Source organism: Lactobacillus sp. PSON (genome assembly GCF_052615405.1).
Map to the genome: position 1 here is coordinate 153,441 of NZ_JBQXFW010000004.1, position 6,836 is coordinate 160,276.

The window sequence follows — 6,836 nt, forward strand, 5'->3', positions numbered from 1 at the left end:
GTAATAGGTGAAAAAAGTGAAACGTTTTCAGCATAAATATACTTTACCAGCAATCTTAATTTTGCTTGTTCTTGCAATTAGCGGAATTTTACTTGGATTTTTTAATTTTCAAAAACAAACTACATTGCCTCCTGATTCAAACCCTAGTGCAATTGGTGTAGAGTTGAATCAGTCACTAGATTATGTTGATTTGCATAAATTGCAAGATAATGGTGTGTCTTTTGTTTATCTTAAGGCGACTCAAGGAAGGTCATATTTTGATGATAATTTTTTGTCTTATCGTGATCAGATATTGGGAACTAAGCTTGCATTTGGTTGCCTTATAAAATATAGTAATGAGTCTACTGCTTTACAACATTATCGCTATTTTAATAGTAAAGTAGGAAGAAACACAGGCAGCTTACCAATTTTAATTGAACCTACAAGTAATCGAATGACACAAAAATATTTAAGGTCAATGAGTAAATTTGCTAAATTATTGCAATTGGAAAACAAGCAAGTAATGGTGCAGGTTGCACATAAATATTATAAAGTTTTTCCAACCAAGACTTTATTTATGGCAACTAGTGACAAATCTCCAAATAAACTTAAGTATTCCTTTTGGAAATACACAAATGACGGACGAGTAAAAGATGTTGATGGATTAAATGATGGTGTCACAATGTTTACATATAATGGCACTGTTCAACAATATAAGCAAAGGTATGGACAATTAACTCAATAATGTATAACGAAAAAATCAAACAAGTTCTTAAAAAAGAACATAAAACTAAACCAACAATTATTCAAAAAGAAACCTATGACGCAATTAAAAATGGTGCAAGTCTAGTAGCTTTAGCAAAAACTGGAACAGGTAAAACACTTGCTTACGCTCTTCCAAGTTTAGAAAATGTTGTAGCAGGTGAAGCTAATAGTTTAGTGATTTTTGCACCAACTACAGAACTGGCTGTTCAGATTCGTCATGCAATTAATCCTTATTTACATGTATTAGGATTAAAAGGTGCTAGTTTAGTAGGAGCTGGTAATCGTAAGCGTCAAGAAGAAAATTTAAAAAAGAAACACCCTGAAGTTATTGTAGCAACTCCCGGAAGATTCTTTGATTTCTTTTCAAGTGGCAGAATCAAAATTAATCAAATAAAAACCTTAATTATAGATGAAGCTGATGATATTTTAGAATTTACTAAAATGGAACTGCTGACTTCTTTAGGACAAAATTTGCGTCCTGATAGTCAAATTTTACTTTTTGGTGCAACAGATTCTGAAATTACTAAAGATGCAGAAGAATTATTTGCTCGTAACTTCCTATTAATTGATGTTCGTAATCAGCAAAATTCAACCAGAAAAGATTATTTCTTGATGGTGGACAATTCTCATAAAATTGAATTCTTGCAAAGAATGACTAAACTTGACCATTTTAAAGGAATTCTTTTCTTTGATTCTAATAAAACAATGATGAGATTTGCTGGGATTTTTGGTCATACTAAAACCAAGTTTGAAATTTTATCTAATGATTGGGGAAAAGAACGCAGAGCGCAAGCCTTGAGAGATTTAGCTAGTGGAAAGACAAAACTTCTTTTAGCAACAGACTTGGCTGCTCGTGGTCTTGACATTCCGGGAGTTAGTTATGTAATTAACTTTGATATTCCAAGTGAAGTTAATACTTATCTTCATCGTGCGGGTCGTACTGGTCGAATGAATGCGGAAGGTTACGTAGTAACTTTAGGAGATGACCATGATTTTCGTGATTTAAAGAAACTTTTGGCAGATGAAGAAGTTGAAGTTAAGCGTGTTTATTTTGCGGGATATCATTTAACTGAAAAATTGCCAAAGAAAAAGAGCAAAAAGAAGAAGGAAAAACAAGAACAGAGTAAGGTTCAGATAGTTAAAAAGAAAAAACACAAGAAACGTAAAAATAAAAATAAGGGATACCATCCTCATTACTTGAAAGGAAAGAAATGAGTCGATTAGTAGCATGGCTTGAAGATTACATTTTACCTTTGGCAAATAAATTGGGCCAAATTAGATGGTTAGTTGCCTTAAGAAATGCTTTTATTTCAATTATGCCAATTACAGTTGCAGGTTCAATTGCAGTATTAGTTAAAAGTCTAGTTGAAGCTTGCCGCGATCATTTAGGCTGGAGTACTTTTGCTTTTGCAATGCAGCCGGTCCTTTCGATTAGTAATATTGTATGGCGAGGAACTTTTTCACTTTATGCGCTTTTTTTAGCAATTGCATTAGGCTATCAATTAGCAAAAACTTTTGAAGCTAATCGTTTAGCAGGTTCAATTGTGTCCCTAGCCTCATTTACAATGAGTGTTGCGAGCTTTATGAAATTAAAGTTAAACGGTGATAACTTAGTTGTACATAATGCTTTTGATATTACGCAATTTTCAACAATGGGAATTTTTACGGCTATTTTGTTTGGTAGTTTAGGGATGCTGATGTATGTAATTTGTTATAAAGCACGCATAACTTTAAAATTATCAACCAATATGCCTCATGCAGAACAGGCTGCATTTGATTCCTTGATTCCAGGAATAATTGCAATTTTTACTGTTGGAGCAATTAATTATGTGTTTCAAGTTGCAACAGGGAGCTATTTTGGTAATTGGTTACTTCATTCTGTCCAAGAACCATTAGTAAAAATGGGTCAAGGCTTTGGAATGGTTCTTCTAGTTACTTTACTGGTTCAAGTGTTTAGCTTTTTTGGCTTAAATGGTTTGGGAGTACTTGCTCCAATTCTTGATTCAATTTGGATGACTGCTCAAAATATAAATATTACTGCTGCAAGAAATGGAAAAGTTCCACAATTTCTTTGGGTAAGAGGTTCTTTTGATGCTTTTGCTTGGTTTGGTGGAACTGGTGGAACTTTAGCATTAATAATTGCGATTTTATTATTTTCAAAAAGAAGTGATTATCGAACTATTGCTAAGGTGGCACTAGCTCCGGGAATTTTTAATATTAATGAACCAATTATTTTTGGGCTTCCTGTGGTGCTTAATCCAGTCTATATAATTCCATTTGTATTAGCTCCTTTGATTAATGTAGCTTTTTCATATTGGATAACTTTAATGGGATTAGTTAATCCAGTTCAAGTAGCAGTTCCTTCAATTGTTCCGCCGATTATTGGACCTTTTTTAGCATGTAATTATGATTGGAGAGCAATTGTCTTAAGCACACTTAATATTGTGATTGCGGTTTTGATTTGGATGCCGTTTGTTTTTGCTGCTGATAAAATTGCTGACACTAATAATCCGCGAACATTTTTCAATACCCAATATTAAAAAATATAAAAAAGAATTAGCTTTTATCGAAGTTTTTTGGTAAAGTTAATTTGTACTGGTCTCGTAGCTCAGCTGGATAGAGCATCGGTTTCCTAAACCGTGTGTCGTGAGTTCGAATCTCACCGGGATCATTAAATTGAATGAGGTCAAGCGTTGATACGCTTGGCTTTTTTATTGTTTAAAAAAATTTAAAATGAAAGTTTTTTAAATGGTTTTTTATATACGAACGTGATAGAATTATACTGCTCAAGAATAAAAGATATTTATTATCTTTAGTGGTATTGCTAATACACATAAATGGTACTTTTTATACATGTGGGGATTATACATGTATAAAAAAGACTATACAAAGTTTTAGTCCATATAACAGAGTTAGTGGTATCATAAAGGTGTTAAGGCAATGATAGTTGTCATGAGGAAAATAGATTTTGGAGGCTGAGACAATGGTTTCAAAAAACAATCGTGCTAAAAGATTGGAAGAAGTCGCTGAACGTCAATCTCACTTTGGGATTCGTAAACTTACAGTCGGCGCTGCTTCTGTTCTTTTAGGTACTACACTGTGGATGGGGTCAAACTCACAAGTTGCCCATGCCAGTGATAATGATAATGGTAATGGTAAGGATGTAACAGATGAAAGCCATAGCCAGCATGTAAATTCAGTGGATACTTCAACTGCTAAGAAGGCAGTTATTGAAGTTGAAGGAAAGCAAAATGACCAAAGTGTAGCTAGTGAAAGTAATTCTGAAAAGCAAGCTGCTCAGAATTCTAACGCACAAAGTCAAGCTCCTGCTCCACAAGAAAATACTGAAAAGACACAGCAAAGTGCAACTAAAGCAAACGCAAAAAGTAATGAGGATAAGTCTGCTGCTAGTGTTGATACTAATGCTGAAGTTCAAAAATCAGAAGCTAAAGCACAAAATTCTGAACAAGCTAATCCTTCAGTTGCAGCTAACTCTTCTGAAAGTACTGAAGTAAAGTCAAACGCTGAAGCTGCACTTAAGATTCAAAAGAAAAAGGCTGAAAAAGTAGCTCAAAGTGCTGAAAAGCAAACTGAAAATATAGCAGATACAAATTCTCAAGTAGCAAAAACCACTGAGAAAGCTGCAGAAAATGCTACAGAAAAAGCTGCAGAAAAGGTCACAGATAACAATGCTAGTGTGCCATCTTCAGCAGCTAATGCTAACTTAACTTCTAATGAAGATACTTTAAACAATACACTTAAAAATAGTGCAATTAATGGGGATAAGAGCATTAATAATGCACAAAAATCTGATAAAAATGCAGAAATTAACGTTGACCTTACTAAGACTGGTCTAGATGGTAAGACTGCTAAGGCACTCTTAACTACAAATGAACTAAACTTGCTTAAATCAACTATTGCAAGTTTAGATAATGGTAATAATAAGGTTGATGCTTCTAAATATAGCGCAAAGAAACTTGAACAATTACTTGGCGCTTCTTTGGTGCAAGATACTTCTGCTTCAAGCACTCCACAAAATATTGAAGATGTAACTCCAAACTTTAATTTGGGTTCTACTTTTAATAGAACAATTTTTAACTATATACCTGAAACTCAAACTGTATATTCTGCAGATAAAGATACTACTAATGGGAATGTTTTTGCATATTCTACAGATATTGCAGATCCTGGTAAGACTCTCTACTTCTGGTTAAATGGTCAACTAGTTGCTCAAATTTCTGGGGATGCTTCTACTGGTGGTGCAACTGGTACAGGTAATGTAAAGAACGTTTTACATGCTGCTTTTAGTCCAGAACAATCATTTAATGATACTTTAGATGGAAAGACATTCTTTATTGATCGTTATTCAACTACAGTTGGAGCTTACCAATATACTAAGTCTATCATTACAAGTAGTGATATGAAGGTTTATGGTATTTCAGGTGATGTAAAGAATACTTCAAGTAACTTTGTTTGGCTTGATCGTCAAACTGGTGAAGTTGATACAAGATTGGACTATTCTTTTAGAACACACTGGGTAGATCCAGCTGCACCTGTAAATAATAAAGTTAAACAAACTGTTTGGTACGTAGATGAAGAAACAGGTCATATTATGGGTAGCAAGAGTGTAGATGCTCTTAGTGGTCAAAGCTATAACATTACTGATGCTACTCCAGAAAAGGTAACTTGGAATGGAGGAACTTACGTATTCGATCACCCAAGTGATGGCGATAAATATGACTTGAATGATGCAGGAGTAAAGAATATCTTAAATACTGTTCTTGAAACTGTAAATGGTATTGATAAAAAAGTTAGCGATATTATCAATACTCCTCTTCAAGGTACTGTTTCTTCAACAAGTATCGGTGATATTGTTGGTATAAGTAATAACTTCCAAGGAGACCTTATCTGGCTTGATCAAGTTATAGATGGTAAAGGTACTGCTAACATTAATGCGTACGTATTAAATAATGAAGCAGGCTTCGTTAATTCACCTGCTGGGATTAGATATCTTGGTCGTCAAGCAGTCTTTCAAAATGTTCCAGGCGCAGTAGCTAAAGCTCATTGGCCAGCTGGAAAGAATTTTGAAGGTAAGTATGGGTCTAACCCTACATATGCTACTGCCGGAGCAATCGGAATTAATGACAATATTCCAGCTAGTCAAGATATTGTTCTTCTATATAAGAAGGCACCAGTTGAAATGCAAAAGGCTGATGTAATCTTTGTTGATGATGACAATAATGAACAACAAATTCCAGGCTCAGTAAAGCAAAATGCTGAAGGTGCTTCAGGCACTCAAATCACATTTAACGGAGCAGCAAACCAAGTTATTAATATTTTAGGTCAAGACTACGAATATGTTAAAACAACTGGTGCTGGTGTAACTGGTGGTAATACTGGCAACTATACTAGTGTAAACTACCCAGATTATGACAATGATGTCAATACTGACCAACACTTCGTTGTTCACTTCCACAAGAAGACTGTTACTCCACCTACTCCAACCACTCCAACTTACAAGGCTACTACTGAAGAAAAATCAGTTACTCGTACTATCAACTACTACGATAAGGTAACTGGACAACGTATCCCTCAAAGTGTAATTGATAAGAGTGATGTTAAGGTTTCTAACCCTGTAACTGAAACTGCTACCTTTACTCGTAGTACTATTACTGATAGCAATGGTAAGTTTATTGGTTATGGTACTGTAACTAATGATGGTAAAGGTTATAACCTTGATAACAACGGTGATATTGGTGAAGGCTGGACTGTTGAAAATGGTAAGACTAGATTTGCAATTCAAAATTCACCAGATTTAACCGCTCAACATTACACTGCTCCAACTGGTGGATTGAATGCGACAGCTGAGACTCCAGATGATGGTTCTGAAGTTGAAAGTTGGAAGATTACTCCAGAAGACCTTGGTACTAGTCGTGTATACAACATTTACTATGGTCATGAAACTCAACCAATCCACAAAACTGAAACAGTAGAACGTAATTTCCACTACATCTTTACTGATTCAGATGTAGAAGGCAAGCCGGGCAATGGTTCTACTCAAACCTACTCTAAAGCTCCTCAAACTGTAACCT

At 34.7% G+C, this 6,836-nt stretch carries 4 protein-coding genes and 1 tRNA gene; all 5 read left to right on the forward strand.

All coding sequences use genetic code 11. The annotated features are described in order from the left end of the window. Nucleotides 1-16: 16 nt before the first annotated feature. A complete protein-coding gene (locus ACTHPI_RS03920) occupies nucleotides 17-724 on the forward strand; it encodes a GH25 family lysozyme (protein ID WP_445352871.1) in 708 nt (235 codons plus the stop codon). Continuing rightward, complete coding sequence (locus ACTHPI_RS03925; RefSeq protein ID WP_445352872.1) at nucleotides 724-1,959, forward strand: DEAD/DEAH box helicase; 1,236 nt, start codon at nucleotides 724-726, stop codon at nucleotides 1,957-1,959. The genes ACTHPI_RS03920 and ACTHPI_RS03925 overlap by 1 nt, the downstream gene beginning before the upstream one ends. Further along, a complete protein-coding gene (locus tag ACTHPI_RS03930) occupies nucleotides 1,956-3,284 on the forward strand; it encodes a PTS sugar transporter subunit IIC (RefSeq protein WP_445352873.1) in 1,329 nt (442 codons plus the stop codon). The genes ACTHPI_RS03925 and ACTHPI_RS03930 overlap by 4 nt, the downstream gene beginning before the upstream one ends. Before the next feature lie 57 nt (nucleotides 3,285-3,341). Then, a tRNA-Arg gene (locus tag ACTHPI_RS03935) sits at nucleotides 3,342-3,415 on the forward strand. A gap of 312 nt (nucleotides 3,416-3,727) precedes the next feature. Beyond that, a partial coding sequence (locus tag ACTHPI_RS03940; protein ID WP_445352874.1) for a YSIRK-type signal peptide-containing protein occupies nucleotides 3,728-6,836 on the forward strand: 3,109 nt, incomplete at its 3' end.